26 protein-coding genes are annotated in these 26,243 nt (G+C 71.2%); 17 read left to right on the plus strand and 9 right to left on the minus strand.

Features of this window, described 5'->3' with window-relative positions:
* Positions 1 to 8 precede the first annotated feature (8 nt).
* From cydB to NI17_RS00125, 3 genes are all read right to left on the minus strand, one after another.
* Positions 9 to 1,037 (minus strand): cytochrome d ubiquinol oxidase subunit II, encoded by a 1,029-nt coding sequence (cydB, locus tag NI17_RS00115; protein WP_068687639.1) that lies wholly within the window; start codon positions 1,035 to 1,037, stop codon positions 9 to 11.
* A gap of 9 nt (positions 1,038 to 1,046) precedes the next feature.
* Positions 1,047 to 2,498 carry a cytochrome ubiquinol oxidase subunit I gene (locus NI17_RS00120; RefSeq protein ID WP_068687640.1) on the minus strand — a complete coding sequence of 484 codons (1,452 nt, stop codon included), beginning with the start codon at positions 2,496 to 2,498 and terminating at the stop codon, positions 1,047 to 1,049.
* Between the two features lie 166 nt (positions 2,499 to 2,664).
* On the minus strand, positions 2,665 to 3,327 hold the full coding sequence (locus NI17_RS00125; RefSeq protein WP_084012337.1) for a DUF305 domain-containing protein: 663 nt from the start codon (positions 3,325 to 3,327) through the stop codon (positions 2,665 to 2,667).
* Positions 3,328 to 3,427: 100 nt separating this feature from the next.
* Here NI17_RS00125 and NI17_RS00130 point away from each other — a divergent pair, with 100 nt between their 5' ends.
* Entirely contained in the window at positions 3,428 to 4,108 is a 681-nt protein-coding gene (locus NI17_RS00130; RefSeq protein ID WP_068687641.1) for a DUF3105 domain-containing protein, read from the plus strand.
* A gap of 91 nt (positions 4,109 to 4,199) precedes the next feature.
* On the opposite strand, the gene NI17_RS00135 is transcribed toward NI17_RS00130, so the two are convergent.
* Together NI17_RS00135 and NI17_RS00140 are read right to left on the minus strand one after the other, a co-directional pair.
* Positions 4,200 to 4,670 (minus strand): DUF3515 domain-containing protein, encoded by a 471-nt coding sequence (locus NI17_RS00135; protein WP_068687642.1) that lies wholly within the window; start codon positions 4,668 to 4,670, stop codon positions 4,200 to 4,202.
* 22 nt (positions 4,671 to 4,692) lie between these two features.
* The gene (locus NI17_RS00140) at positions 4,693 to 4,932 is read right to left on the minus strand and encodes an Lrp/AsnC ligand binding domain-containing protein (protein WP_068687643.1); all 240 of its coding nucleotides are present in this window, start codon (positions 4,930 to 4,932) and stop codon (positions 4,693 to 4,695) included.
* A 267-nt stretch (positions 4,933 to 5,199) separates the two neighbouring features.
* Between NI17_RS00140 and NI17_RS00145 the strand changes: the two genes are divergently transcribed.
* Both NI17_RS00145 and NI17_RS00150 read left to right on the plus strand, forming a co-directional pair.
* Entirely contained in the window at positions 5,200 to 6,162 is a 963-nt protein-coding gene (locus NI17_RS00145) for a thiamine-phosphate kinase (RefSeq protein ID WP_068687644.1), read from the plus strand.
* A 160-nt stretch (positions 6,163 to 6,322) separates the two neighbouring features.
* Positions 6,323 to 7,114, plus strand: a complete 792-nt coding sequence (locus tag NI17_RS00150) for a cellulose binding domain-containing protein (protein ID WP_068687645.1) — start codon at positions 6,323 to 6,325, stop codon at positions 7,112 to 7,114.
* Positions 7,115 to 7,279: 165 nt separating this feature from the next.
* Here the strand turns inward: NI17_RS00150 and rpmB are convergent, their stop codons facing one another.
* Positions 7,280 to 7,468, minus strand: a complete 189-nt coding sequence (gene rpmB / locus NI17_RS00155; RefSeq protein ID WP_083947862.1) for a 50S ribosomal protein L28 — start codon at positions 7,466 to 7,468, stop codon at positions 7,280 to 7,282.
* 330 nt (positions 7,469 to 7,798) lie between these two features.
* Here rpmB and recG point away from each other — a divergent pair, with 330 nt between their 5' ends.
* The 14 genes from recG to NI17_RS00225 all read left to right on the plus strand — a co-directional run bounded on the left by recG (position 7,799) and on the right by NI17_RS00225 (position 23,459).
* Positions 7,799 to 10,000 (plus strand): ATP-dependent DNA helicase RecG, encoded by a 2,202-nt coding sequence (recG, locus tag NI17_RS00160; protein ID WP_068687646.1) that lies wholly within the window; start codon positions 7,799 to 7,801, stop codon positions 9,998 to 10,000.
* A gap of 74 nt (positions 10,001 to 10,074) precedes the next feature.
* Positions 10,075 to 10,656: a 16S rRNA (guanine(966)-N(2))-methyltransferase RsmD gene (gene rsmD / locus NI17_RS00165; protein WP_068687647.1), complete on the plus strand. Its 582-nt coding sequence runs from the start codon at positions 10,075 to 10,077 to the stop codon at positions 10,654 to 10,656.
* A gap of 66 nt (positions 10,657 to 10,722) precedes the next feature.
* Positions 10,723 to 11,217 carry a pantetheine-phosphate adenylyltransferase gene (gene coaD, locus NI17_RS00170; RefSeq protein ID WP_068687648.1) on the plus strand — a complete coding sequence of 165 codons (495 nt, stop codon included), beginning with the start codon at positions 10,723 to 10,725 and terminating at the stop codon, positions 11,215 to 11,217.
* A 209-nt stretch (positions 11,218 to 11,426) separates the two neighbouring features.
* Positions 11,427 to 11,981 (plus strand): YceD family protein, encoded by a 555-nt coding sequence (locus NI17_RS00175; protein WP_068687649.1) that lies wholly within the window; start codon positions 11,427 to 11,429, stop codon positions 11,979 to 11,981.
* 200 nt (positions 11,982 to 12,181) lie between these two features.
* Positions 12,182 to 12,358 (plus strand): 50S ribosomal protein L32, encoded by a 177-nt coding sequence (gene rpmF, locus NI17_RS00180; protein ID WP_119267956.1) that lies wholly within the window; start codon positions 12,182 to 12,184, stop codon positions 12,356 to 12,358.
* 273 nt (positions 12,359 to 12,631) lie between these two features.
* The gene (gene rnc, locus NI17_RS00185; RefSeq protein ID WP_068687650.1) at positions 12,632 to 13,360 is read left to right on the plus strand and encodes a ribonuclease III; all 729 of its coding nucleotides are present in this window, start codon (positions 12,632 to 12,634) and stop codon (positions 13,358 to 13,360) included.
* A gap of 4 nt (positions 13,361 to 13,364) precedes the next feature.
* A complete protein-coding gene (gene mutM / locus NI17_RS00190) occupies positions 13,365 to 14,255 on the plus strand; it encodes a bifunctional DNA-formamidopyrimidine glycosylase/DNA-(apurinic or apyrimidinic site) lyase (RefSeq protein ID WP_119267957.1) in 891 nt (296 codons plus the stop codon).
* A gap of 45 nt (positions 14,256 to 14,300) precedes the next feature.
* Positions 14,301 to 14,576, plus strand: coding sequence for an acylphosphatase (locus NI17_RS00195; RefSeq protein WP_068687651.1), 276 nt, complete (start codon positions 14,301 to 14,303; stop codon positions 14,574 to 14,576).
* A gap of 349 nt (positions 14,577 to 14,925) precedes the next feature.
* The gene (locus NI17_RS00200; protein ID WP_068687652.1) at positions 14,926 to 15,117 is read left to right on the plus strand and encodes a hypothetical protein; all 192 of its coding nucleotides are present in this window, start codon (positions 14,926 to 14,928) and stop codon (positions 15,115 to 15,117) included.
* 523 nt (positions 15,118 to 15,640) lie between these two features.
* Entirely contained in the window at positions 15,641 to 19,189 is a 3,549-nt protein-coding gene (gene smc, locus NI17_RS00205; RefSeq protein WP_068687653.1) for a chromosome segregation protein SMC, read from the plus strand.
* A 274-nt stretch (positions 19,190 to 19,463) separates the two neighbouring features.
* Complete coding sequence (locus NI17_RS00210; protein ID WP_068687654.1) at positions 19,464 to 20,387, plus strand: ABC transporter substrate-binding protein; 924 nt, start codon at positions 19,464 to 19,466, stop codon at positions 20,385 to 20,387.
* Between the two features lie 41 nt (positions 20,388 to 20,428).
* Positions 20,429 to 21,472: a FecCD family ABC transporter permease gene (locus NI17_RS00215; RefSeq protein WP_068687948.1), complete on the plus strand. Its 1,044-nt coding sequence runs from the start codon at positions 20,429 to 20,431 to the stop codon at positions 21,470 to 21,472.
* A gap of 79 nt (positions 21,473 to 21,551) precedes the next feature.
* The gene (gene ftsY / locus NI17_RS00220) at positions 21,552 to 22,736 is read left to right on the plus strand and encodes a signal recognition particle-docking protein FtsY (protein ID WP_068687655.1); all 1,185 of its coding nucleotides are present in this window, start codon (positions 21,552 to 21,554) and stop codon (positions 22,734 to 22,736) included.
* 255 nt (positions 22,737 to 22,991) lie between these two features.
* Positions 22,992 to 23,459: a hypothetical protein gene (locus NI17_RS00225; protein ID WP_243597577.1), complete on the plus strand. Its 468-nt coding sequence runs from the start codon at positions 22,992 to 22,994 to the stop codon at positions 23,457 to 23,459.
* Positions 23,460 to 23,824: 365 nt separating this feature from the next.
* On the opposite strand, the gene NI17_RS00235 is transcribed toward NI17_RS00225, so the two are convergent.
* The 3 genes from NI17_RS00235 to NI17_RS00245 are packed head-to-tail and all read right to left on the minus strand — an operon-like array spanning position 23,825 to position 26,071.
* Complete coding sequence (locus NI17_RS00235; RefSeq protein WP_068687656.1) at positions 23,825 to 24,622, minus strand: ABC transporter permease subunit; 798 nt, start codon at positions 24,620 to 24,622, stop codon at positions 23,825 to 23,827.
* Positions 24,612 to 25,532 carry an ABC transporter ATP-binding protein gene (locus tag NI17_RS00240; RefSeq protein ID WP_068687657.1) on the minus strand — a complete coding sequence of 307 codons (921 nt, stop codon included), beginning with the start codon at positions 25,530 to 25,532 and terminating at the stop codon, positions 24,612 to 24,614. The genes NI17_RS00235 and NI17_RS00240 overlap by 11 nt, the downstream gene beginning before the upstream one ends.
* 29 nt (positions 25,533 to 25,561) lie before the next feature.
* Complete coding sequence (locus NI17_RS00245; protein ID WP_068687658.1) at positions 25,562 to 26,071, minus strand: GbsR/MarR family transcriptional regulator; 510 nt, start codon at positions 26,069 to 26,071, stop codon at positions 25,562 to 25,564.
* Between the last annotated feature and the right edge of the window lie 172 nt (positions 26,072 to 26,243).

Here is a 26,243-nt window from a genome sequence, read left to right on the forward strand (position 1 = left end):
CCTTGGGATCAGGTGTTGCTCGGCGGAGCGGTGTAGGCGGGCGTCGGGTCGATGTGCTCCCGGGTGACGCGCTTGCGGAACACCCAGTAGCTCCAGCTCTGGTAGCCGAGCACCAGGGGCAGGAAGACCACCGCCACCCAGGTCATCACCGTCAGCGTGTAGTCGGCCGAGGAGGCGTTCTCGACGGTCAGGCTGTACAGCGGGTTGGTGGTGGAGGGCAGCACGTTGGGAAACAGCGAGCCGAACAGCACCACGGTGGCGGTGGCGATGGTCACCGCGGTCGCGGCGAACGACCAGCCCTCCCGGCCGCGCAGCGACAGCGCGACGGAGGCGACCAGGGTGGCGGCGGCCACGGCAACCAGCGGCAGCGTCCACGTCGCGCCGTAGGACACCTGGGTCCACAGCAGGAATCCGGCGGCGGAGGGGACCGCGACCAGTGCGATCGCCGGGACCGCGCGGCGGGCCAGCAGCCGCACCTCGCCTCCGGTCTTGAGGCTCAGGAACATCGCGCCGTGCAGGGTGAACAGCGACAGCGTGGTGAGTCCGCCGAGCAGCGCGTACGGGTTGAGCAGGTCGAACAGTGAGGCGGTGACGATGTGGTCGGCGTCCATGGCCACACCGCGCACGATGTTGGCGAAGGCGACGCCCCACAGCAGGGCGGGCAGTGCGCTGCCCCAGAAGATCGCCCTGTCCCAGCGGGCCCGCCAGCGCTCGTCGTCGACCTTGCCGCGGTACTCGAACGCCACCCCGCGCGCGATCAGCGCGAGCAGGACCAGCAGCAGCGGCAGGTAGAAGCCGCTGAACAGGGAGGCGTACCAGGCGGGGAAGGCGGCGAACATCGCGCCGCCCGCGGTGAGCACCCACACCTCGTTGCCGTCCCAGACCGGGCCGATCGCGTTGATCATGACGCGGCGGTCGGTGTTGTTCCTGCCGAGGAAGGGCAGCAGGATGCCCACTCCGAAGTCGAAACCCTCCAGGACGAAGTAGCCGATCCACAGGACGGCGATGGCGATGAACCAGATGACTGCGAGATCCATGCCGGGCTCCTAGTAGACGAACGCGGGGACGGGGGCGTCGCGGTCCGCATCCGCGTCGTCGTCCCTGGGGGGGACGACGTGCGAGGGGCCCGCCTTGATGTAGCGCCACAGCAGTCCGGCCTCGACGACGGCGAGCACGCCGTAGATGAGGGTGAACAGCGTCAGCGAGAGGGCGACCTCCAGTAGTGAGACGCCGGGGGAGACGCTGGAGGCGGTGAGCAGTTCGCCCATGACCGTCCAGGGTTGGCGGCCCATCTCGGTGAGGACCCAGCCGAAGATGTTGGCGGCCAGCGCGGCGGGCAGGGTGAGGACCGCGACCCAGTACATCCAGCGCTGTTCGGGCACGCGGCCTCCGCGGGTCAGCCACAGCCCCGCCATCGCCACCGCGACCCCGGCCAGTCCCAGGCCCATCATGAGCCGGAACGACCAGTAGATGACCGGGACGTTGGGCACGTAGTATCCGGTGCCGAACGTGTCCTCGTAGCGTTCCTGCACGTCGTTGATGCCCTGGACGCTGCCGTCGAGGCTGTTGGTGGCCAGGAAGCTCAGCAGGTGGGGAACCTGGATGTTGACGTGGTTGCGCCCGTCGACCACGTCGCCGACCGCGAACAGCGAGAAGCCCGCGCCGTCCTCGTCCTCCCACAGCGCCTCGGCGCTGGCCAGCTTCATCGGTTCGTACTCGGCCATCAGTTGGGCCTGGTGGTGGCCGGAGAAGGCGACCAGCACGCCGGCGATCGCGGTGACGGCCAGACCGGCGCGCAGGGTCTTGCGGAAGAGTTCGGGTTCGCTCCTGTGGGGGGTCTCTCCGCGGGCGCCGGTGTCGCTGTGGAAGCGGGCGCGCATCAGTTTGAAGGCGCTGACCGCGACCACGAACAGGCCCGCGGCGATGAACGATCCGGCGACCGTGTGCAGGTAGGTCGACCACGCCTGGTCGTTGGAGAGCACGGCCCAGATGCTGGTGAGTTCGGCGCGGCCGGTCACGGCGTTGACCTCGAAGCCCACGGGGTTTCGCATCCAGGCGTTGGCGGCCAGGATGAAGTAGGCGGACAGGTTGGTGCCGATGGCGGCGGCCCAGATGGTGGCCAGGTGGATCTTCCGGGGCAGTTTGTCCCAGCCGAAGATCCACAGTCCGATGAAGGTGGACTCCAGGAAGAAGGCGAGCAGGGCTTCCATCGCCAGGGGGGCGCCGAAGACGTCGCCGACGAAGCGCGAGTACTCGCTCCAGTTCATGCCGAACTGGAACTCCTGGACGATGCCGGTGACCACGCCCATGGCGAAGTTGATGAGGAAGAGCTTGCCGAAGAACTTGGTCGCCTGCAGGTACTCGTGCCTGCCGGTCCGGTACCAGGCTGTCTGCAAGCTGGCGACGATGACGGACAGTCCGATCGTCAACGGGACGAACAGGAAGTGGTAGACGGTGGTGATCCCGAATTGCCACCGTGCGAGATCTAGTGCGTCCATGCGCCTCTCCGAAAACCGGGCGGCCCCGCGGCCGGAACCACTAGCAGTTTACTACTACGGGTTGTAGTTCTACACGGTGTAGTAGATCACGTCGGAATCGGGGAGGGCACAACGCAGTGGGGGGCCGCCGGAGGGCTCCCGCGCGGCCCCGAGGAAGCGGGAGGGCTCAGTCGACCGGCTCGGCCCCGCGCTCGACGAGCATGTCGCTCATCAGGTCGATCTCGCTCTGCTGGGCGTCGACCATGCCCTGGGCCAGCGACACCACGGCCTCCTCGGAGGCCAACTCCACCGCGGCCTCGGCCATCTCGACGCCGCCCCGGTGGTGCTCGATCATCAACTCCAGGAACAGGATCTCCGCCTCCACACCCGAGGCCGACCGCAGCTCCTCCATCTGCTCGTCCGTGGCCAGCCCCGGCATCCGGTCCGGAACCTCACCGCCGCCGTGGTCATGCCCCGCCATCCAGGCCATCGGCGGCTGCGCGCCGCGGATGGGCAGGTCCCAGGCGACCAGCCAGCCCTCCATGCGCCCGATCTGCCCCTGCTGGGTGAGCGCCATGTCGTAGGCCACCGTCGTGAGCCGGGAGTCGTCGGACTCGTCGTAGATGATCATCGCCATCTCCACGGCCTGGGCGTGGTGCGCGCTCATGTCCCGCAGAAAGCCCGCGTCGGCCGAGGAGTCCAGTGGGGTGTCGGAGCGGTTGACCAGAAGACCGGCGGCCGCGGCGAGAACGACCAGGAAGACCACGACCGGCAGTGGCGCACGCCACAGCGTCCGCGGTGGTGCGGCCGTTACACCCCTGACATCGCCTTCGTTACCCAACGGAACCATCCTGGGGGTATATCGCGTTAATTGGTGCGTATGTTCCTTCAAGGGAGCATAGGTGACAATGCTTACAGTCATGACCGATGCCAGCTACTAGGAGTCACGGGTGGGCAAGAGTTCGGCGGAACGGCGACGCCAGGTAGCGCTGGAGATGCGCGCACGGCGAGAACGCGAGGCCCGCAACCGCAGGATCACCAAGATCACCGTCATCGTCGCGGTGGTCCTGCTCGTTGCCGGAGGCATCGGTTATCTGGCCTATCTCGACTACCGCAACCGCAACATCGAGGGCCTCCAGGAGTACGACGGTCTGTCCCGCAACCACGTCGCCGAGGACGTGTCCTACGAGCAGAGCCCCCCGGTGGGCGGTGACCACCACGCGGCCTGGCAGAACTGCGGCGTCTACGACGCCCCGCTCCGGGACGTCCACGCCGTCCACTCGCTGGAGCACGGCGCGGTCTGGATCACCTACCGGCCCGACCTGCCCGAGGAGGAGGTCGCGGAGCTGGAGTCGCTGTACCGGGCGGGCAGCTACGTCCTGGTCAGCCCGTACGAGGGCGAGATGGACGCCCCCATCGTGGCCTCCGCCTGGGGTGCGCAGGTGGGCGTGGACAGCGCCGACGACCACCGGCTGAGCAGCTTCCTGCGCGCCTACGAGCGCGGACCGCAGACGCCGGAACCGGGCGCCTCCTGCTCCGGAGGGGTCAACCTCACCGAGGCCGAGATCGAGGCGATGGGCGAGGACGCCGCCACGGAGGACGCCGAGACCATGGAGCAGAACGAGGGTTAGCCCGGCCCCGAGGCGGCCTCTCCCCGACGAGGACAGCAGTTGCGCCGCGGCCCGCAACGGGCCGCGGCGCCCCGTCCTCGGCGGAGTGCCGTCACAGCTCCCCGGCGGGCAGAGCCGGGATCTCCTCCCGGACCAGATCACTGAGCGTCGTCAACGCGGCGGCCGGAGGGGTGTAGGTGGCGGGCAGGGTCAACTCCACGTACGCCTCGCGGCCCACCGCCGTGAACAACGTGGGCGAGTCCGCCGGCTCCGGCAACCACGCGACGTCGTTGACCGAGAGCAGTTGGGAGTCGAGGCGCAGCCCCGCGGGCCGCTCGACCCCGCAGCGCACCGCGATGGTGGGCGAGCCCCACGCCGCCACCAGGTCGGAGTCGGGTTCGACGGAGACGCGCTCCTGACCGTAGAGGGAGTCGGGCAGCCGCGCCATCACCGCCCGGCACAGCTCGGCGGTCCGCGCGTCGGGGTCGGGCGGCTCCATCCGTACCGTGCCGCACCCGCCCACCAGCGCCAGCACCGCCGCCAGCGCCAGGGCGCGGGACACCGCACGGACCGCACGTCGCATCAGGCATCGGCTCCAGACCGGATCAGGACTCCAGGTTCACGATCGGGCAGGTCAGCGTGCGGGTGATACCGTCCAGCCGCTGGATGCGCGCGATGACCAGGCGCCCCAGCGAGTCCACGTCCTGGGCCTGCGCCCGCACGATCACATCGTAGGGCCCGGTGACGTCGTCGACCTGGACGACCCCGTCGACACCGGAGATGTCCGACGCCACCCGGGCCGCTCTGCCGACCTCGGTCTGGATCAAGATGTACGCCTGCACCATGGGATGAAGCCTCCGCGACTCTGCGTTCGAGCGTGTGATCTGCGTGCGGACCCCGTCGGCCGTCGTCGTGGGCGGTGCTCGCCCAGCGGACGGAGAACGGGTCTAGACCAGTGCACCGGAGCGCCACCGTACCGTCAACCACTCGGTTCCACGGGACCGGGCTCGTGGGCCCGGTCCCAGCGGGGTCGTGTCCGCCTCGCCGGGGAAGGGAGACGTTTCCCCCGGCCCAGGAGGGCCGGGGGAAACCATGAGAATAGGCTGAAGACCGTGTCGAGCACTATCGGAACCCTCGGCGAATTCGGACTGATCGCCAGGATCACCGCCAGATTCCCCGCCACCGACGACGTGGTCCTCGGTCCCGGCGACGACGCGGCCGTCGTGCGGGCGCCCGACAGCCGCGTCGTCGCCACCACCGACCTGCTGGTGGAGGGACGGCACTTCCGACGTGACTGGTCCAGCCCCCGCGACGTCGGCCACAAGGCCGCCGCACAGAACCTCGCCGACGTCGCGGCCATGGGAGCCCGGCCCACCGCGCTGCTCGTGGGCTTCGCGGCCCCCGCCGACCTGCCCGTCGCCTGGGCCGAGGAGTTCAGCGAAGGGCTACGCGCCGAGTGCTCCACCGCCGGGGCCGCGGTGGTGGGCGGCGACATCGTCCGCTCCGACACCCTCACCGTCGCCATCACCGCGCTCGGTGACCTCCGGGGCGCCCCGCCCGTCCGCCGCGACGGGGCCGCGCCCGGAGACCTCGTCGCGGTCGTCGGCGACCTCGGGCTCTCCGCCGCCGGGCTCGCCCTGCTCCAGGCCGGGCTCGCCGACCGGGAACCGACCTGTCCGGCCGCGCACCGCAGACCGGCGCCGCCGTACGCGGCGGGACCGGCCGCGGCGGAGTTGGGCGCCACCGCCATGATCGACGTCAGCGACGGACTGGTGCAGGACCTCGGCCACATCGCCGCGGCCTCGAACGTGCGGGTGGCCCTGCGCGGCGCGGCCCTGCGCGCCCCCGCCGCGCTGGTCGAGGCGGTGGGGACGCTCGCCCGCGCCGGTGCCCCGCTGCGCTCCCCGCTCGACTTCATGCTCGCCGGGGGAGAGGACCACGCGCTGGCCGCGACCTTCCCCTCCGGCACCGCGCTGCCTTCCGAGTGGACCGTCATAGGCGAGGTGGTCGAGGGTACGGGAGTCACCGTGGACGGATCGGTCCCCGCTGTCGCGGGATGGGACCATTTCGGGTGAAGGGCCGGACAACACCGTTCGGTCAGGAGGAGGTCACCCGGAGGCAAGATTCCGGTTTTGGGAGACTGGTCGCGCTAAGCTCTGGCGACCGACGATTCACCTGCCACCGGAAAGCCCAGAGCGGGATGTCGGTCGACCAGGACTCGGAAAGGCGCGGATCATGAGGCGGCACGGACTGGGACGGGAGCAACGCGGCGCGCACCGTGCGGAGCCTCCCGGCAGCGGTCCGCTGGCCGCGGTGAGTCACGTGCTGGGAAGCACCGTGCCCAAACGGGTGCCGCCGCCCCGGCCGCTGCGCGTCGTTGTGGTGTCGGCGGTGATCGTCGGCGCGCTGCTGTTCAGCTACAGCACCACCCAGATCTACCTGCGTTTCGCCGAACCGGAGCAGCAGGCACCGGTCCCGGGCACCACCGCCTCGGCCGCCCCCGCCCCAGGCGATCCCTCCGGAGACGGCACCGGGTCACAGGCTGCCGCGTCCACCCAGGTGGAGATCCTCACGGAGGAGGACACCGAGGAGGAGACACCGGAGGAGGAGCCCCCGCAGGAGACGGGGAGCACCGGCGACGACCCCCGCCCCTCGCAGCAGGGCCAGGAGGGCTCCTCCGGCGGACAGCAGCCCGCGCCCGTTCCCCAGAGCGGCTCGGAGGCGCCCAGGGTCTCCTACCAGAAGGTCGTCTACGACGCCAGCCACTTCATGGGGCAGTTGACCATCACCAACACCGGAGACCACCCCCTCGACGGCTGGGAGCTGCGGATCGGGTTCAGTGACGCGCAGGTGGTCTCGGCCTGGGGCACCGAGTGGGAGGCGACCCAGAACGGCTTCGTCGCCCGCCAGCCGTCCTGGGAGGAGGGGATCGCCCCCGGGCAGTCGGCCACCGTCAGCTTCACCGCGGAGGGAAGCAGCCACACCCCCGAGAGCTGCTCCCTCAACGGAACGTCCTGCTCCCTGTGAGCCCGGGGGCCGCGGCCCCCGGGGAGTTGTCGGGTGACCTGGGACCGGGGGCTTGAGGCCGCAGTTCCGAGGGGCACGGGAGACTTTCCGGGAAAAGCGTCGAGCGCCACGACAGGTCGTCTGTGGCGCTCGATGGCGGTGCGCACGCGTGGTGCGGCGGGACGGTCAGGAACGCTCGACCTTACCGGCCTTGAGGCAGGAGGTGCACACGTTCAGCCGCTTGGGCGTGCCGCCCACACGGGTACGAACGGTCTGGATGTTCGGGTTCCAGCGGCGGCGGGTACGGCGGTGCGAGTGCGAGATACGGTTCCCGAACCCTGGTCCCTTGCTGCAGATGTCACAGACGGAAGCCACGGTAACTCCATTCACGCGCTCGGGCCGGCTTGTGCTCGCACGCACGTCGATGACCCGAGAGAGGTCTGATGGGCAAGCCGGTCGACGCTGGGCGTCAACCGTGGAAGCGTACCCGAAGGCGGAGCGAATCCACCAAACCAGAGGACTCGTGCCTTCGGACGAACACCGGATTCTCGACCGGAAGGGAGATCCGGCCCCAGGAAGTCCCCCGCTGAGGAGCCGTCCCAAGATAATCGCTCTACCGAGTATAGCCCGGAGCCAGTCCGTAAGATGCCACAGTGGCGGGCCGCGCTGGTGGAGGACGCGGCACGGGGAAGTCGGGGGGCGACCATGACAGACCTGCACGAGCCGTTGGCCGGCAAACTCGGAGACCGGAGCGCCAAGGTCCTGGCCTCCGCGCTCGACCTGCACACCGTCGGCGACCTGCTGCGGCACTACCCCCGGCGCTACGGCAGCCGGGGCGAGCTCACCGACCTGGCCGGACTGGTGGAGGGCGAGCAGGCCACCGTGGTCGCCGAGGTCCTCAGGGGGACCAGTCGGCCGATGCGCAACCGGCGCGGCTCCATCTTCGAGGCCACCGTCACCGACGGCCGGGGAAAGCTGTCGCTGCTCTTCTTCCACCGGGCCGCGTGGCACCGCGACCGGCTGCTGCCCGGGCGGCGCGGGCTGTTCGCCGGAAAGGTCTCGGTCTACCGGGGCCGCCGCCAACTGGCCCACCCCGACTACGAGCTCTTCGAGTCCGAGGATTCCGAACTGGAGCGCGCCAGGGCCTACGCGGAGGCCCTCATCCCCATCTACCCGGCGGCGGAGAAGGCTCCCACGTGGCGGATCGCCAAGTGCGTGGCCACCGTGCTCGACACGCTGGACGAACTCCCCGACCCGCTGCCCGCCGAGGTGCGCTCCCGGCACCGCCTCATCGGCCTGGCCGAGGCCTACCGGCGCATCCACACCCCCGAGGACTGGGACGACGTCCACGCGGCCAGGAAGCGCCTGAAGTGGGACGAGGCGTTCGTGCTCCAGGTGGCGCTGGCCCGCCGCCGACGTACGGCGCAACGGCAGCCCGCCCGTCCGCGCCCGCGCGTTCCCGGCGCGCTGCTGGACGCCTTCGACGCGCGGCTGCCCTTCACCCTCACCGAGGGGCAGCGCGAGGTCGGCGAGGTGATCGCCGCGGACCTGGCCTCCGAGCACCCCATGCACCGGCTGCTGCAGGGCGACGTCGGAGCGGGCAAGACACTGGTCGCGCTGCGCGCGATGCTCCAGGTCGTGGACTCCGGAGGGCAGGCGGTGCTGCTCGCTCCCACCGAGGTGCTGGCCCAGCAGCACCACCGCTCCGTCACCGAGATGCTGGGGCCGCTCGCCCGGGCCGGTCAGCTCGACGGCGCCGAGCACGCCACCCGGATCGCCCTGCTGACCGGATCGCTGGGGGCGGCGTCCCGCCGCGAGGCGCTGCTGGACGCGGCCTCCGGCCGGGCGGGGATCGTCATCGGCACCCACGCCCTGCTCCAGGAGCAGGTCTCCTTCGCCGACCTCGGCCTCGTCGTCGTGGACGAGCAGCACCGCTTCGGCGTCGAGCAGCGCGACGCCCTGCGGGACAAGTCCGCCGAAGGCCGCCCGCACGTGCTGGTCATGACCGCCACCCCCATCCCGCGCACCGTGGCCATGACCGTCTACGGCGACCTCGACGTCGTCGCGCTCAGACAGCTCCCGTCCGGACGCTCCCCCGTCGCCACGCACGTGGTCCCCGCCCGGGAGAAGCCCCACTTCCTGACCCGCGCCTGGGAGCGGATCCGCGAGGAGGTCGCCCAGGGGCGGCAGGTCTACGTCGTCTGCCCGCGGATCGGCGGCGACGGGGAGGAGCCCGACGAGACCGGGCGGGCCGCCTCCGATGGGGACGGCTCCCCGGAGGAGGCGGCCCGCCGCCCCCCGCTGGCCGTGGCGGACGTGCTCGCGGAGCTGGAGGGGGGACCGCTCGGCGGACTGCGGATGGCCGCCCTGCACGGCCGCCTGGCCCCCGACGACAAGGACAAGGTCATGCGCGCCTTCGCCGCGGGCGAGATCGACGTGCTGGTGGCGACCACCGTGGTCGAGGTCGGAGTGAATGTGCCCAACGCCACAGTGATGGTGATCATGGATGCCGACCGGTTCGGTGTCTCGCAGTTGCACCAGTTGCGCGGCCGGGTCGGCCGGGGCAGCCTCCCGGGACTGTGCCTGCTGGTCACCGAGGCAGAGGAGGGCAGCAGGGCCCGCGAGCGCCTCGACGCGGTGGCCGCCACCACCGACGGGTTCGCGCTGTCCCGGATCGACCTGGAACAGCGCCACGAGGGCGACGTCCTGGGAGCCGCCCAGTCCGGCCGCCGGTCCTCCCTGCGGATGCTCACCCTGACCAGGGACGAGGAGCTCATCGGCCGGGCGCGCGAGGAGGCGGCCGACCTCGTCGCGGCCGACCCGGAGCTCACCGCGCACCCCGCGCTGGCCGCCGCGCTGGACGAACTCCTCGGCGAGGACCGCGCGGAGTACCTGGAGAAGGCCTGAGTCCGGCACGGTCGGGCGGGCGCGCCGTCCTAGGGTTGGGTGGGAGGAGCGCACGACGAGGAGCCCAGTACGAGATGACCCGCATCATCGCCGGTGCCGCGGGAGGACGCAGACTCGCGGTACCCGACGGACGGACCACCCGACCCACCAGCGACCGGGTGCGCGAGGCGCTGTTCGCCTCGGCACTGTCCGACCTGGGCTCCTTCACCGGACTGCGGGTGCTGGACCTGTACGCGGGCTCCGGCGCGATCGGGTTGGAGGCGCTCTCCCGCGGCGCCGCGCACGCGCTGCTGGTGGAGGCCGACCGGCGCGCCGCCGCGGTCATCCGCCGCAACATCGCCCGGACCGCCCTTCCCGGCGCGCGCCTGGTCGCCGACCGCGTGGAACGGGTGCTGGCCAGGGGCCCGGAGGAGGGCCCCTACGACCTCGTGGTGGCCGACCCGCCCTACGCGGTGGGAGACGAGGAGGTCACCGCGGTGCTGGAGGCGCTGCGCGACCACGGCTGGCTGGCCTCCGGCGCGCTGGTCGTCGTGGAACGCTCCTCCCGGGGAGACGCTCCGCGTTGGCCTGACGGCTACCTTGCGGACAAGGCGCGTAAATACGGTGAAGCGTCCCTTTGGTACGGTCACGCCGCGAGCCTCCCCGACCGGGGGTGACCCCCTGGGCAGAATCCTGTTACACCGGCTCGCCGACCCGCAGGCCATTCAGAGAGGAGCGGTCCCGTGCGCCGTGTCGTCTGCCCCGGATCCTTCGACCCCGTCACCAACGGCCACATCGACATCATCGGCAGGGTGGCGCGCCAGAACGAGGAGGTCATCGTCGCGGTGCTGGTCAACGTGAACAAGCGGGGACTGTTCACGGCGGACGAGAAACTCGACATGCTCAGAGAGGCCACCCGCGGGTTCGGCAACGTCTCGGTGGCCAAGTTCGACGGACTGCTCGTCGACTTCTGCAGGGCCAACGACGTCTCCGCCATCGTGCGCAGCCTGCGCTCGGTCAGCGACTTCGACTACGAACTGCAGATCGCGCAGATGAACTACCAGCTCTCCGGGGTCGACACGCTGTTTCTGACCGCCAACCCCAAGTACTCGTTCCTCAGCTCCAGCCTGGTCCGCGAGATCGCCCAGTACAACGGGGACGTCAGCGCACTGGTTCCCCCGTACGTGGAGGAGCGGCTGCGCGCCAAGTACGCCGAACTGGCAAAAGACGGGGGCTGAGAGCCGCGCGGGCCGGTGATTTGGGTCGGACCTCACCCGTCGTTAGAATCGGTATTGACCCACGTCCGCGGTTGTCGCACACCCGCGGCCCGGTCGCGGCGCCGGTGACCGGTCGCCGCTGTGCTCAGTCATCAAGCTTCCGCCCGGTGTGGGAGCCGTCAACCGAAAGCGCGATCATCCTGTCTCGTCCAGACTCCCGTTCCCCGCTCGTGGTCGACACCCGGCCGCTCGGCAGACAAGCCGGGTCGATGCGGACGGAGACCCGTGCCGTTCCCGCCCCCGCGCCGCTGGCCGTGGGGATGGCCGGCGTGCCCGAGGGCAGTGACATCGAGTTGGACCTGCGACTCGAAGCCGTCATGGAGGGTGTGCTCGTGACGGGCACGGCGCGCACGGTGTTCACCGCCGAGTGCTCCCGCTGCCTGGACCCCGTCTCCGACGAGTTGGAGGTGGACTTCCAGGAGCTGTTCCGTTATCCGTCCGACGACGACGGCTACGGGCACGAGGCCGAGGACGACCTGGACGCCGGTGACGAGGATGAGGACTACTATCTTGAGGGCGATCTGCTCGACCTCGAACCGGTGATCCGTGACGCGGTGGTGCTCGCGCTGCCGCAGTCGCCGCTGTGTCGGGACGACTGCTCCGGACTGTGTGTGGAGTGCGGCGCCAAACTGGCCGACGTCGGTCCCGACCACAGCCACGACGAACGTCTCGACCCCCGGTGGGAGGCGTTGCGTCGCCTGCGCGAGGAGTCCGGAGGAAGCTGAACGCACCACCGCTGGGCGTCGGGCGGGTTGGCCGGCGAAGCCCCGGCAGCTCCGTGCTCTTCGCACCGGGCCTTCTCTCCGCCGCGGCGGAGGCCGCCTCGGGCGGGCAGGTCCACGAGGAGCACGAGTGTCCCCGCGAGCGCGGGGGTGACCAGGAAAGTGAGCTCCCGCGAGCGCGGGGGTGACCCAGGAGGATTGAAGTGGCCGTCCCGAAGCGGAAGATGTCGCGGAGCAACACTCGCACCCGCCGTTCCCAGTGGAAGGCGGCGCGCCCGGTGCTGATCAGCTGCCCGCGCTGCCGTGACCCCAAGCTCCCGCACGTCGCCTGCCCCACGTGCGGCACCTACAACAACCGCCAGGTCGTCAACCCGGCGTGATCACGCGAGGCGGGTCCGAGGTGATCGGGCCCGCCGTTCGTCCGCCCGTGCGCGGTGCGTAGCGCCACCGCGGGCGGCTCCGGACCGCGCCGGAATTCCCGAGGTCGTGGTGGTCGCCGTGCCCATTCCACGACGTCCACCTCGCCTTCGAGCGTTCCCGGCTGACCGGAGCACCCCCGTTTCCGTACCCGATCCGAACGGTCAGTTCGCCATGCGGTGGTTCCGCCGTCCGGCGGGAGTCCCGCACGGCCCGCACAGGGATGTGAGAGCCCGATGGGAACGCAGATCTCCGCTTCCGAAGCCCGTGAGTTCCAACGATCAGTCGGCATCGAGGTCGCCCCGGACATCCTCACCCGCGCCCTCACCCACCGCTCCTACGCCTACGAGAACGGCGGGCTGCCGACCAACGAGCGGTTGGAGTTCCTCGGCGACTCCGTCCTCGGCCTGGTCGTCACCGACACCCTCTACCGCACGCACCCCGACCTTCCCGAGGGGCAGTTGGCCAAGCTGCGCGCCGCGGTGGTCAACATGCGGGCGCTCGCCGACGTGGCCCGGGGGCTGGGGATCGGCCGCTACGTGCGCCTGGGACGGGGCGAGGAGGCCACCGGGGGCCGCGACAAGTCCTCGATCCTCGCCGACACGCTGGAGGCCCTGATCGGCGCCGTCTACCTGGACCGCGGCCTGGACGAGGCGTCCGCGCTGGTGCACCGGCTGTTCGACCCGCTGATCGCCCGGGCGTCGGGACTGGGCGCCGGACTGGACTGGAAGACCTCCCTGCAGGAACTCACCGCCGCCGAACTGCTCGGCGTACCCGAGTACCAGGTCGAGGAGAGCGGCCCCGACCACCAGAAGACCTTCCGCGCCACGGTGCGGGTCGCCGGTCGGACCTACGGACTGGGCGAGGGGCGCAGCAAGAAGGAGGCCGAGCAGCAGGCCGCGGAGTCGGCCTGGAAGGCCATCCGGGCCGCCGCCGAGCGGCAGCCCGCACCGGAGGGAAGCTGACCGGATGCCGGAACTGCCCGAGGTGGAGGTGGTGCGGCGCGGCCTGGAGCGGTGGGTCGCCGGCGCGTCCCTCGGTGAGGTCGCGGTCCTGCACCCGCGTTCGGTGCGGAGGCACGTCCGGGGAGCGGCGGACTTCACCGCCAGCCTGTCCGGACGCGTCGTCGCCGAGGTGCGGCGGCGCGGCAAGTATCTCTGGCTGACCCTGGACTCGGGTGACGCGCTGCTGGCCCATCTGGGAATGAGCGGACAGTTGCTGGTCCAGCCGTGCGGCGCCGACGACGAACGGCACCTGCGGGTGCGGCTGCCGTTGGCCGTGCCGCCGGACAGCGGCCCGGCCGACCCACGGGAACTGCGTTTCGTGGACCAGCGCACCTTCGGCCACCTCCTGGTGGACCACCTCGTCGACGACGGCGCCGGGGAGGGGCTGCCGTCGGTCATCACGCACATCGCGCGTGACCCGCTGGACCCGGCTTTCGACGACGACGCGTTCGCCGCGGCGCTGCGCCGCAGACGCACCGGTCTCAAGCGGGCGCTGCTGGACCAGTCCCTGATCAGCGGGGTGGGCAACATCTACGCCGACGAGGCGCTGTGGGCGGCCCGGCTGCACTGGGCCAGACCCACCGAGACGCTGCGCCGCCCCCAGATCGACACACTGCTCACCGCGGTGCGGGAGGTGATGACCGCGGCACTGGCCCAGGGGGGAACGTCCTTCGACAGCCTCTACGTGAACGTCAACGGGGAGAGCGGCTACTTCGAGCGCAGTCTCAACGCCTACGGCCGCCGCGACCGTCCGTGCGCCCGGTGCGGCGCGCCGATCCGGAGGGAGACCTTCATGAACCGCTCGTCGTACAGTTGCCCGCGATGCCAGCCGGTACCGCGCGGCGCACGCGTGTGAATTCTCCTTTCCCGTACGGCGGTTCGGACGTGAACGGGGTAGCCAATGGGTGACATTCGTATGACCGCGTGGGTGCGCGGACACGTTCAGGGTGTGGGTTTTCGGTGGTGGGTGCGCTCACGCGCACTGGAACTCGGACTGACCGGAGCCGCGACAAACCTGGTCGACGGCAGGGTCGAGGTGGTCGCGGAGGGGGAGCGCACCGCCTGTGAGCACCTGCTCGCGCTGCTGCGCGGCGGTCGGACCCCCGGGCGCGTCGATTCGGTCATTGAGCGTTGGACAAACCATAGGGGTTCTTTCACCGGATTCGAGGAGCGGTGAGTATCCTGGATATGGCGACGCGATTCGCGTGAGACTCCGGTGTGTGACACATGTCCGTTCCGACTCGGTGGGCTGGCTCCCTCCGCGGTGGACACTTGTTCGTCGCCCGCCAAGGGGGATCCTCAAACGGATCGTGGAAGCTCGCATGCCCACACGGCGCTGGCTCGCCCAGCCGCCGTTGGCTTTCTCGTCCAATTCTTGACCGACGGCACGCACGGTGAGACGCTGGAAGGTACATAATGCGCTTATCCACGTTCACACCAGGGTGACTCATCAATTCAGCACCCGGTCGTGTCCGCATTCTCTCCTGCAATTTCCGTCAGGTCACTCAGTGTGGAGGACCCGCATCATGGCAAAAGCTCTGTTCGGTCACGTCGGAGGCCCGGACCCCCGTATGGTTCAGGAACTGCGACGCCTGCAGAAGCGAGTACGCGACCTCGAGGACGAGGTCGGCCGACTCCAGGCCCAGAACGACCGGCTCTCCGAGACGCTCACGGACGTCACCGTCCCCACCTCCGAGCGCGAACCGGCCCTGGCCTGACGCGGCTCCGTCAACGCTGCGCACATCCCACCGGTCGAAGGGCGCCTGTGAATGATGCCTCCTGGCGCCCTTGGGACCGCGGGGACGGCCACCGACCGCTGAGAAAATTTTTCTTTCCCTGAGGATTATCGAAGGTTTACCCACGGATCCCTTCCGATAACCCCCGAAAGATCGAATTCCTCCCGCGGTCGTCGACGCGACCGGTCCGGCGGTACTCCGAGCAGCCACACCACGCCCGGACAGGTACGTCGCGACAGGAGAAAAAGCTGGTACCGACGGTTTCCGACGCCCGCTCCGGCCGTTCCCGGAAACCGCGCCTCCATCCCTCCACGGGCCGCACCGGGCGCTTCCGTGAAAAGGACGGCTCCCAGACCGCGGCCGTGCCCGTCCCCGCCGTGCGCGCCGTGGCCGAACCTCAAAAGGCGAGGTCACGGTGGTGCGAGAACGTGCCGGGCACCCCGTGGACCGTGGCACCCTTGACAACGGACGGAGTCGGGGAGACCGCGGAGGTGAACGCGCGACCGTGTATCTGAAGACACTCACGCTGCGCGGATTCAAGTCCTTCGCCTCGGCCACCACCCTCCGTTTCGAACCAGGCATCACCTGCGTCGTGGGCCCCAACGGCTCCGGCAAGTCCAACGTCGTCGACGCCCTGGCCTGGGTCATGGGCGAACAGGGCGCGAAGACACTGCGCGGCGGCAAGATGGAGGACGTCATCTTCGCGGGGACGTCCTCCCGCGCCCCGCTCGGCCGCGCCGAGGTCAGTCTCACCATCGACAACACCGACGGCGCGCTGCCCATCGACTACTCCGAGGTCACCATCAGGCGGACCATGTTCCGCAACGGAGGCTCCGAGTACGCCATCAACGGCGACACCTGCCGCCTGCTCGACATCCAGGAACTCCTCAGCGACTCCGGCATCGGCCGCGAGATGCACGTCATCGTCGGTCAGGGACAACTCGACACCGTCCTGCACGCGGGCCCGGAGGAACGCCGCGCGCTCATCGAGGAGGCCGCCGGAATCCTCAAGCACCGCAAGCGCAAGGAGAAGGCGCTGCGCAAGCTCTCCGCGATGCAGAGCAACCTCGACCGGGTCAGCGACCTGACCGCGGAACTGCGCCGCCAGCTCAAACCCCTGGGCCGCCAGGCCGAACTCGCCCGGAGGGCCGCGGTCATCCAGGCCGAACTGCGCGACGCCCGGCTCCGCCTGCTCGCCGACGACATCGTCACCCTGCGCGAGGGCCTCGCCAAGGAGGAGGCCGACGAGGCGGCGGTGCGGGAACGCCGCGCCGCCGCCGAACAGGCCCTGGCCCAGGCCCAGGAACGCGAGGCGCAACTCGAACGGGCCGCCACCGAGGCCGCTCCGCTGCTGGCCCGGGCGCAGGAGACCTACCACGCCCTGTCCCGGCTCAAGGAACGGCTCAGCGCGGTCGCGGGCCTGGCCGCCGAGCGCCACCGCAACCTCTCCTCGACGGGCGAGGAGGAGCGGCGCGGCCGGGACCCGGAGGAACTGGAACGCGAGGCCGAGGAGATCCGCGCCCAGGAGGAGGAGCTGCAGGACCGCCTGGACGCCGCCCGCACCGAACTGGAAGGCGTCGTCTTCGACCGGGCCGAGGCCGAGGCGGCCCTGCGCGACGAGGAGCAGCGCGTCGCCGCCGCCGCACGGGCCGCCGCCGACCGCCGTGAGGGGCTGGCCCGCCTCCGCGGCCGGGTGGAGGCGCTGCGCAGCAGACTGGAGGCCGGGCAGGCCGAGATCGAACGGCTCGACCAGGCCGCGGTCGAGGCCCGCGAGCGCGCGGCCGAGGCGCAGACCGCGTTCGAGGAGGCCCGCGCCGAGGCCGAAGGGTTGGAACTGGGCGACAGTGAACTGGAGGAGGCCCACGACCAGGCCCGCGAGGAACTGGCCGCGGCCGAGGCCCGCCTCAACGAGCTGCGCGCCGCCGAACGCGCCGCCGAACGCGAGCGCGCCGCCCTCGACGCCCGCCGGGAGGCGCTCGCGATGGGCCTGGAGCGCGGGGACGGCGCCGCCGCGCTCCTGACCGCCGACGCCGACACCCCCGGGCTGCTCGGTTCGCTCGCCGCCTTCCTCGACGTCGAACCGGGCGCCGAGACAGCGGTCGCCGCGGCCCTGGGCGCGGCCTCCGACGCCGTCGTGCTGGCCACCCGCGAGGACGCGGGCGCAGCCCTCGAACTGCTCAAACGACACGACGCGGGAAGAGCCGGGATCGTCGTGGCCGCCGCGGGCACGGCCGTCCCGCAGGAGCGCAGACCCGGCCCGCCGCACGGTGCCCGGCCCGCCCTGGACGCCGTCACCCCGCCGGACCGGCTACGCGAGGCGCTGACCGTCCTGCTCGCCGACACCGTGCTGGTCCCCGACACGGCCACGGCGGGCCGGGTGGTCGCCGAACGGCCCGACCTGCGCGCGGTCACCCCCGACGGGGACGTGTTCACCGCCGCGTTCGTCCACGGCGGCTCCACCGCCGTCCCCAGCCTCCTGGAGGTACGGGCGGCCGTGGACGAGGCGACCGAACAGCTCGCGGCGGCCGAGGAGACCTGCAAACGGGCCGCCGCCGACCTCGCCGACGCCACGATCGCGCGGGAGCGGGCCGCGGCGGCGGTCGAGGCGGTCAACGCCCGGCGCCGCGGCACGGACCGGCGCCGCAACGAGGTCGCCCAGCAGGTCGGAAAGCTCGGCGGCCAGGCCCGCGCGGCCGTCCTCGAAGCCGAACGGTACACCGCCGCGTCGCAGAAGGCCGCGCGGGGACGCGAAGCCGACCTGCTGGCGCTCACCGAACTCCAGGAGCGACTGGAGCAGGCCGAGAACGAACCCGTCGACGACGACGAACCCGACACGGCGCGGCGCGACCGGCTCGCGGCGGAGGCCACCCGGCTCCGGTCGGTGGAGATGGAGGCGCGCCTGGCGGTGCGCACCGCGGAGGAGCGGGTCCGCGCCATCACCGGACGCGCCGAGGCGCTGCTGCGCACCGCCGCGGCCGAACGTCGGGCCCGGGAGGAGGCGGCACGGCGCAGGAGGCGCCGCGCCGCCCAGGCGAAGGTGGCCGAGGCGGTCGCCGACGGTGCGGCCCAGGCGCTGAGCCGCATCACGGTGTCCCTGGCCGCGGCCGACGGTGAACGCCGCCTCGCCGAGGAGCAGCGCGACACCCGCGAAGCCGAACTCAGAACCGTCCGGACCAGGGTCCGGGAACTCTCGGTGGAGCTGGAGAAGCTGCTCACCGTGGTGCACAGCGGCGAGGTGGCCCGCGCCGAGCGCCGCCTGCGGCTGGAGCAACTGGAGACGCGCGCCCTGGAGGAGTGGGGCATGGAGGCGGAGACGCTCGTGGCCGAGTACGGTCCGCGCGTGCCGGTCCCGCCGCCCGCCGACGCCGAGGAGGCCGACGCCGTCCCGGTCCCGTACGTGCGCGAGGTGCAGGAGAAACGCGCCAGAACGGCGGAACGCCAGCTCGGCCGGCTCGGCAGGATCAACCCGCTGGCGCTGGAGGAGTTCGCCGCACTGGAGGAGCGGCACAACTTCCTCAACACCCAGCTGGAGGACCTCAAGAAGACCCGCCGCGACCTGCTGACCGTGGTCAAGGAGGTCGACGACCGGGTGCAGGAGGTGTTCTCCGCCGCCTACGCCGACGTCGAACACGAGTTCCGCCGGATCTTCTCCCGGCTCTTCCCCGGCGGGGAGGGCCGCCTCGTCCTCACCGACCCCGACGACATGCTCACCACCGGGGTCGAGGTCGAGGCCCGCCCGCCCGGCAAGAAGGTCAAACGCCTGTCCCTGCTCTCCGGCGGTGAGCGCTCGCTGACGGCGGTGGCCTTCCTCGTCGCCATCTTCAGGGCCCGGCCCTCCCCGTTCTACGTGATGGACGAGGTGGAGGCCGCGCTGGACGACACCAACCTGCAGCGGCTGCTGGTGATCTTCGAGGAGTTGCGCGCCGCCTCGCAGTTGATTGTCATCACCCACCAGAAGCGCACCATGGAGGTCGCCGACGCGCTCTACGGCGTGACAATGCGGGGGGACGGGATCTCCCAGGTGATCAGTCAGAAACTCGACCGGGCGGGCTGACCCCGCCCTCCTCGTCGCGGGCGCGGCGGCAAGCCCTAGGATGGCCTGGTCGCATCGCTTCCGGCGCTGCTGCGCCGGTGGGGGCGACGGCGTCACGTGAGCGAAGTCCGGACCCGAAACCGGCGCTGTCTCCGCAACTGTGACACCCCTCCCCGACGGGGAGCGGGTGGAGCCAGGTCGCCTCACGTGCTCGTCGACGTCCGCTGTCCTCGTGGGAAGGACGGTCCGTCTCTCACGGGCTCTGTTCTCCCTGCCCTGCCGTAAGGAGCCCTCCGTGCGCGTCGCACGCAGCCTGGCGGCGTTCTCGCTGCCCCTCCTGGTCACCCTCGCCGCATGCGGTGGTTCCCCCTCCGACGAACCGGCCGCGGAGCAGTCCCCGGCCGAGGGCTTCCCGGTGACCGTCACCGACTCGCGCGGTGAGGTCACCCTGGAGACGGTTCCCGAACGCGTCGTCTCCCTGTCACCGTCGCTCACCGAGATCCTGTTCGAGGTCGGAGCGGGCGAGCAGGTCGTCGCCGCGGACGAGTACTCCAACCACCCGCCCGAGGCGCCCACCACCGACCTGTCCGGGTTCACCCCCAACGTCGAGGCCGTCGTCGAGTACGACCCCGACCTGGTGGTGCTCTCCGACGACGGCGGCGACATCACCGAACAGTTGGAGAACCTGGAGGTCCCCACGCTGCTGCTGCCCGCCGCACAGACGCTGGAGGACACCTACTCCCAGATGGAACTGCTGGGCGAGGCCACCGGCAACGCCGAGGAGGGTGCCGCGGCGGCCGATGAGTTGCGCGACCGCATCGACGACGTCGTCGCCGGGGTCGAGGACGACGCGGCGGGACTGACCTACTACCACGAGATCGACGCCCAGCTGTACTCGGTGACCTCCGACACCTTCATCGGGCAGGTCTACGGGCTGTTCGGTCTCAGCAACATCGCCGACGAGGCGGAGGACACCGCGGGCGGCTACCCGCAGCTGTCGGCGGAGTTCATCGTCGAACAGGACCCCGACCTGGTCTTCGTGTCCTATCCCGGGGGAGTGGAGGACGTCACGGGACGCCCCGCCTTCGACTCGGTCACCGCCGTGCGGGAGGGGAACGTGATCGAACTCGACGCCGACACCTCCTCCCGCTGGGGACCGCGGGTCGCCGACTTCGCCGAGGACGTCGCCGAGGCCGTCGAGGCGGCACGCGGCGAATGACCGGTGCGGGCCTCCTGGCCGGTCTCCGAACGGGGCTGCGGGTGAGAGCCGGACGCGGGGGCGCACTCGGCGGACTGTGGACCGGGGCCGGACTGGCCGCGCTCCTCGGCGCGATGATCCTGGGAATCAGCGCGGGCGCGGCCTCCCTCGCCCCGGTCGAGATCATCCGCGAACTGCTCAGCCACCTGCCGTTCCTGGACGTGGAATCGGCGCTGACCGACCGGCAGCGGGCCGTCCTGGAGCAGCTTCGGATGCCGCGGGTCGCGCTGGGCGCGCTGGTGGGCGGACTGCTCTCCGGCGCGGGTGCGGCCTACCAGGGGGTGTTCCGCAATCCGCTGGCCGACCCCTACCTGCTGGGCGCGGCCAGCGGGGCGGGGCTGGGCGCCACCCTGGTCATCGTCTACGCCGGCGGGTCCGACCTGGGCGGGCTGCCCCTGGTCCCGGTGGCCGCGTTCGCGGGGGCGCTGCTCGGGGTCATGGCCGCCTACCTGCTCGGCCGGACCGCCGGAGGCGGCGGCACCGCGGCCCTGCTGCTGGCGGGGGTGGCGGTGTCGTCCTTCCTGACCGCGGCGCAGACCCTCGTCCAGCAGGCCGAGATCGACGAGTTGCAGCGCGTCTACTCCTGGATGCTCGGCGGCCTGGGCCGCGGCGGCTGGAGCGACCTGTGGCTGGTCGCGCCGTACGCGGCCGTGTCCCTGGCGGTGCTGCTGGGCAGCAGCTTCCTGCTCGACCTGCTCGCGCTCGGCGACGAGAAGGCTGTCAGCCTGGGAGTGCGGCCGACCGTGGTGCGCGTGGTCGTGATCTCCGCCGCGTCGCTGGCCACCGCCTCGGCCGTGGCGGTGAGCGGACTGATCGGGTTCGTGGGCATCGTGGTCCCGCACATCGTGCGCCGCCTGGTGGGCCCCGACTACCGCCGCATCCTCCCGGTGTCGCTGCTGTTCGGCGGGGCCTTCCTGGTGCTGGTGGACGTCGCGGCGCGCACCCTGGTCGCTCCGGCCGAACTGCCGCTCGGCGTGGTGACCGCGTTCATCGGCGCGCCCTTCTTCGTCCTCGTCCTGCGCGCCACCCGGTCGCGCGTGAGGTAGCGGGACCCGCGGGAGGACCGGTGACTCCCGACGGGGGTTACCGGGAAAACGCGGGTGGTCTGGGAGACTTGGAAGCGTTATGGACTACACGATTGTTGTCATCGTCATCTTCATCGTCGCTCTTGTGGCGGTCGGCGGCGCGCTCCTGGTCGTTCCCCGGCGCCAGGTGGGACCGGCCGAGAAGAAACCCGAGGTCGGGCGGCCGGAGGGCAGTTCGGGAGAGGGGGCCACGGCGGTCCTCGAACCCGAGGAGGCCGAAGGCGCGACAGCCGTCGCCGAGCCCGAGGCGCCCGTGGTCGAACCCGTGCCGCCTCCCGCCCCGCCGATCGAGATGCCGCCGCCCTCGGCGGGGCGGCTGGTGCGGCTGCGCGCCCGCCTGGCCCAGTCGCAGAACGTCTTCGGCCGCAGCCTGCTGAGCCTGCTGGCCAGCGACCGGCTCGACGAGGACACCTGGGAGGAGATCGAGGAGATCCTCATCACCGCCGACGTCGGCGTCACCTCGGCCACGCAGATCACCGAGGGCCTGCGCACCCGGGTCAGGGTGCTGGGCACCCGCGACGCGGACGAGGTCCGCAAGCTGCTGCGCTCCGAACTGCTCGCGCACATCAACCCGGACCTGGACCGATCGGTGCGCACCGAGCCGCACGGCGACCGCCCGGCCGTGGTCATGGTCGTCGGGGTGAACGGGGTCGGCAAGACCACCACCGCGGGCAAGCTGGCGCGGGTCATCGTCGGCGACGGCGGCAGTGTTGTGCTGGGCGCGGCCGACACGTTCCGGGCCGCCGCCGCGGAGCAGCTCCAGACCTGGGGCGAGCGCGTGGGCGCGTCGGTCGTGCGCAAGGAGGAGGGGGCGGACCCCGCCAGCGTGGCCTTCGACGCGGTGACCAGGGGAATCGAGGAGGGCGCCGGCACGGTCATCGTCGACACCGCCGGACGCCTGCACACCAAGACCGGCCTGATGGACGAGCTCGGCAAGGTCAAGCGGGTCGTGGAGAAGAAGTCCCAGGTGGACGAGGTCCTGCTGGTGCTGGACGCCACCACCGGGCAGAACGGACTGCGGCAGGCCCGGGTGTTCGCCGAGGTCGTCAACGTCACCGGGATCGTGCTGACCAAGATGGACGGCACCGCCAAGGGCGGCATCATCATCCAGGTGCAGCGGGAGCTCGGCGTGCCGGTCAAGCTCGTCGGTCTCGGAGAGGGGCCCGACGACCTGGCGCCCTTCGATCCCGAGGCGTTCGTCGACGCGATCCTGGAGACGCCCTGACCGGTTGCGGCGCGGGTCACCCCGCGCCGCAACCGACAGGCCGCTACGCCTCCCCGAGGATGTCCTGGCCTCCAGGCCGGGGAGGAGTCCGCTCTCCTGCGTAGCGGGACAAGCCGAGCCGATTCGCCGCCGGGCGAACCGGCGTCGTCCAGTGCGGATTCCAGCAGGTGCACGATCTCGGAGTCGAGCTACCTGCGATCGCGCCTGACCTGGTCGGACAGGCGTGCGTGCAGGTCGGCGGGCAGGCGGAGCGCGATGCGTCTGTCGTCGTCCACGACTCCATCGTGGGCGCGGAACGGCACACAACTGGTATGCGGCCGGTGCCATCTCGGCAGGCAGCTCACCGGTTGGCGTGCCAGCCACGGGTGGCTGCGCGGTGGCGCGTCGGTTCCCCAGCAGCAGACCATCCGCGACTTCGCCAAGTCCCGCGCCAAGGCGGCCAGGGACACCGCCAACCGGCTGCCGATGCGGCAGCGCGCCGGCATGCCCCGCTACGAGAAGAAGGCCGTCGCGGACCCGACGCTGAACCACACCCGCCGCGGCTTCTCCCCCGAAGAGAGCCGACTCCACGTGGCAGGCGGTATCGCCCTGACCGTGATGTGGTCCCGCGACCTGCCGGGGCCCCGTCGAGTGTCCGTGTCTACCGTGGCAGCCTGGGGCACCGGTACGCCAGCTTCGTCGTGCCCGCACCGGCCGAACCCCTCCCCGAGACGGGAAGGGTGATCGGCATCGACTGGGGCCAGGCAGATCGCGACCACCACCGGTCGAGACGGATCGCAGACACGGCCGTGACGTGCGCCTGGTGCGTCCGGCCCACACCACGATGGACTGCGCGGGCCGCGGAGCGAGAGCCAAGCACGCACTGCCGCTGTCCGAACGCACCCCCACCCGCACCGCGTGCGGGGTGTCCCGTTCCCGGGACACCGACTCCGCGCGCATGATGCTTCTCCGGGCTGGTCTGGACCCGGCTGGTGGTGAGGGCGTGGGACCTCCTGGCCCGCCGGGTCAGGAGGCCGTCTGAGTCAGGAACCCCCGCGGTTCTCGTGGGGGAGGGGACAACGCTCCCATCCCTTCAGGGAGGGGAGCGGTCAGACCCCGACGTCGCGGCGGGCGAACGCGACCGCGCCGAGGGCGGCCAGCACCACCGGGACGGCCAGCAGCACCGCGGTGTAGCCGAGGTCGAAGCCGTTGACCAGCGGGTCGGGGTCCATCGCGTAGTGGAACGCCGACCCGAACCGCAGCCACTCCAACTCCTCCACCTGCCGGGCGAAGGTGTTGCCCAGGTAGCCCACGACCGCCAGCACGGCGGCGGCGCCCAGGGCCAGGGCGCGGCGTCCCGTGGCCGCCCCGACCGCCAGCGCGACCGTGCCGTAGACCAGGGCGATCAGGGTGACGGAGGTGCTCGCGGCGAGCAGCCGGTCAATCGGCAGTTCGGCGTCGATGGCCGGGCCGAGCAGCAGGAGCGTGCCGAACACGGCCGCTCCGAGGACGGCGACGAACACCACCGCGGCGGCGGACCGCTGCAGCAGGACGCCGGTTCGGGTGACCGGGTGGGCCAGCAGCAGTTCCAGCCCGCCGGACTCCTCGTCCCCGGCGATCGCCCGCGACCCCAGCGAGACCGCGGCGATCACCAGCAGGACCGGGGTGAGCAGCCCGAACACGGTGGCGCCCAGGTAGCCCTCAACCGTGGAGAGGGTGGTCCAGCCCATCGACTCCATGAGCCCCTCGGGCAGCGACTCCATGTAGGCGTCCATGGCCTCACCGGAGTCGCGCATCGACGGCCAGAAGGCGCTGTACAGCGCGGTGACCGCGATGACGCCGACGAGCCAGCCGACGAGGGCGCGCAGGTTGTCGCGCAGGAATCTGCCGAAGACGTTACGCCGCATCGCCGGTCTCCTCACGGTCGGTGTAGTAGGCGAAGAACAGGTCCTCCAGGTCGGGTTCGGCGCTGTCGAACTCCAGCACGGTGTGCCGCGCGGCCTGTTTGACGAGCGCGTCGGGGCTGCCCTCGACGACGCAGCGCACGGTGGCGCCGTCGACGGTGAGATCCCGCACGTTGTCCAGGTCGGCGAACTCGGCGGCGTCGACCGGTTCGGCGAAGCGGAGGCGCACCTGGCGTGCGGCGCGCTGCCGCAGCGCGTCCATGTCCTCGGTGGCCACGAGTCGCCCCTGCCGGATGATGGCGGCGCGGTCGGCGACGTCCTGGACCTCGCTGAGCACGTGCGAGGACATGAACACGGTGCGGCCGTCGTCGCGGACCTCGCGCACCATCTCCAGGAACTCCCGTTGCAGCAGGGGGTCCAGGCCGCTGGTGGGCTCGTCCAGGATGAGCAGTTCGGGGCGGTGCATGAACGCCTGGATCAGGCCGACCTTCTGCTTGTTGCCCTTGGACAGGCCGCGGATGGGGTGGGACAGGTCCAGCCCGAGGCGTTCGGCGAGTTCGCCGATGCGCTCCCGGGGCACCCCGCCGCGCAGGTCGCCGAGGTAGCCGAGCAGTTCCCGGGCGGGGCGGCGGCTGGTGAAGGTGAGTTCTCCGGGCAGGTAGCCGACCCTGCGGCGGATCCGGACACCGTCGGTACGCGGGTCGAGGCCCAGGACGCGCGCCTCACCTCCGGATCGGCGGATGAGGTCGAGCAGGATGCGGATGGTCGTCGACTTGCCCGCGCCGTTGGGGCCGAGGAAGCCGAAGACCTCACCGGCGCGGACCCGCAGGTCCAGGCCGAACAGGGCCTGGTGCTTCCCGTAGCTCTTGGTCAGGCCGCGGGTGGCGATGACGGAGGAGGGGACTGTGTTCACGGGGGAGTCGCCCCCTTTCTGTGAGGTTGTCAGAGCGGGTGTTCCCGCTGCCACGCGAGCCAGCGCTCCACCAGGTTGGGGATCTCCTCCTGGATCCAGGTGAAGAACTGGTGCATCTCGCGGAGTCGGAGCAGACGCCCCGGAGGCTCGTCGCGGAACTCGTCGAGTCCGCGGGCGGCCAACTCGGTGAAGACCGCGTAGACGGGCGTCTGCTGGCGGAGCATCGTGCTCCAGGCGTTGGGGGTGATGCGGTAGTAGTCGCGTCGCTGTCCGGGTCTGGGAACCTTCTCGATCCATCCGGCGGTGCGCAGGAAGCGCAGGGCGGGACTGATCGACCCCTTGCTCGCCTGCAGCGCCGCGCTGATGTCGGAGGCACTCTGCTCCGGTGGGTCGCAGACCAGCAGCCAGCCGACCACCCGGCCGTGCATGCGCACCAGGCCCATCCGTTCGAGGACGACGGCGACCTCCTCGACGTAGTGCCGTTCCTGCTCGGTGGGATCCCGCGGGGAGCCCGGGGGGACGTAGTCGTTGTGAACCATAAGTTCAGTATCTATTGAACTTTCTGTACTTACAAGTATTCGTGGCCCGGTTCGCGGCGGCGGGCGTAACAGAACGGCAACGCGGTCCGGGGCGGAAGAGAGAAGGGGGAGCCGCCGGAGAGGCGGACACCGGTCCCGGTCCGCCCCGATCCGCAGCGGATTCACACACTCG

The organism is Thermobifida halotolerans (assembly GCF_003574835.2).
In the GTDB taxonomy this organism is placed as follows: domain Bacteria; phylum Actinomycetota; class Actinomycetes; order Streptosporangiales; family Streptosporangiaceae; genus Thermobifida; species Thermobifida halotolerans.